The sequence below is a fragment of the Brachybacterium tyrofermentans genome, from assembly GCF_039526165.1.
Taxonomy (GTDB): Bacteria; Actinomycetota; Actinomycetes; order Actinomycetales; family Dermabacteraceae; genus Brachybacterium; species Brachybacterium tyrofermentans.
This window is the reverse complement of sequence record NZ_BAAAIR010000074.1, coordinates 1-1,402: the sequence shown is the minus strand read 5'-3', so window position 1 is coordinate 1,402 and position 1,402 is coordinate 1. Positions and strand designations below refer to the sequence as shown.

The following is a 1,402-nucleotide window of genomic DNA, read 5'->3' as shown; positions in this document are numbered from 1 at the left end:
GGAGGTGTCAAGTTTTCTGTGTAAGGGGCCGGTCGATCAGTCCTTCTGCCGGGTGGTCAGAGGGGGAGTCGGTTGGGGAACTGGACGGCGAAAGCGTTCAGCGCTTGGTGCCATCCCTGGGTGCCGGTGCCGAGCTCTCCGCCGCGGCGGGTTTCGATGTTCCGGATGCCCAGGTAGACCAGCTTGATCGCTGCCTCGTCCGAGGGGAACGAGCCGCGGGTCTTGGTGATCTTCCGTAGCTGGTAGTTGATCGATTCGATCTGGTTCGTGGTGTAGATGACCTTGCGGATCTCGGGAGTGAACGCGAGGAATGGGATGAAGTCTTCCCACGCGTTCCGCCAGGCCAGCACGGCTCCCGGCGCCTTGGTCTGCCATATCTCGGCGAAGGCCTCCAGCGCCAGCTGTGCGGCCTCCACGGTCGCGGCGGTGTAGATCGGGCGCATGTCCTTGGCCATCGTCTTGCGGTCGGTGTAGGAGGCGTATTTCATCGCCGAGCGCAGCAGGTGGACCACACAGGTCTGGACCACGGTCTCGGGGTAGATGCTGTTCACAGCGGCCGGCAGCCCACTCAGCCCGTCGCAGCACAGGATCAAGATGTCCTTGGTGCCGCGGTTACGGATCTCGGTCAGGACATTCGCCCAGAACTTCGCGCCCTCGCTGACGCCCAGCCATAGACCCAGCACCTGCTTGCGGCCCTCGAGATCCACGCCCACGGCGACGTGGCAGGCCTTGTTCGCCACGACACCGCCATCGCGGATCTTCAGCCAGATCGCGTCGATATAGACGATTGGATAGACCGTCTCCAGGGGCCGGGACTGCCACTGGGCGACCTCGTCGGCGACGACGTCGGTGACCCGGGAGATCGTGGCGGCGGAGACCCTGGAGCCGTAGATCTCCTCGAGGTGGGAGCCGATATCGCGGGTGGTCATCCCGCGGGCATACAGCGACAGGATCATGTCCTCGACCCTCCCGAGCCGGCGGGACCTCTTGGGCACGATCACCGGTTCGAACGAGCCGTTGCGGTCCCGCGGCACAGTGATCTGGACCGGTCCCTGGAGGGTCTGGACGGACTTAGTGGTCTTGCCGTTGCGGGAGTTGCCCGTGCCGGCGCCAGCAGGGTCGCCGGCCTCGTAGCCCAGGTGATCGCTCATCTCGGTCTCCAGCGCCCTCTCCAGCACCGCCTGGGTCATCCGCGAGAGGAGCTCCTCGACCCCGTGGCGGCCTTCTCCGAGGTCTTCAGCGGCGTTGACGAGGGCATCGACCTGGTCGGCGCTGAGCACCCCGGCAAGAGGGTTCTGGGCATCTGCAGTATCGGTCATGTCATCGGTCCTTCTCAGAGGCGGGACAGCAGGTCACACCTCGGTTCGAGACCGGACCCTTACACAGCTAATGAAACACCCTC

1 protein-coding gene is annotated in these 1,402 nt (G+C 64.8%); it reads right to left on the bottom strand.

The features are described 5' to 3' along the window. Nucleotides 1–56 precede the first annotated feature (56 nt). A complete protein-coding gene (locus tag ABD093_RS18280; protein ID WP_343926305.1) occupies nt 57–1,319 on the bottom strand; it encodes an IS256 family transposase in 1,263 nt (420 codons plus the stop codon). Between the last annotated feature and the right edge of the window lie 83 nt (nt 1,320–1,402).

What these genes read in the sequence shown, in the direction of transcription:
- ABD093_RS18280 (WP_343926305.1), bottom strand. Translation starts at nt 1,319, where the DNA reads ATGACCGATACTGCAGATGCCCAGAACCCTCTTGCCGGGGTGCTCAGC.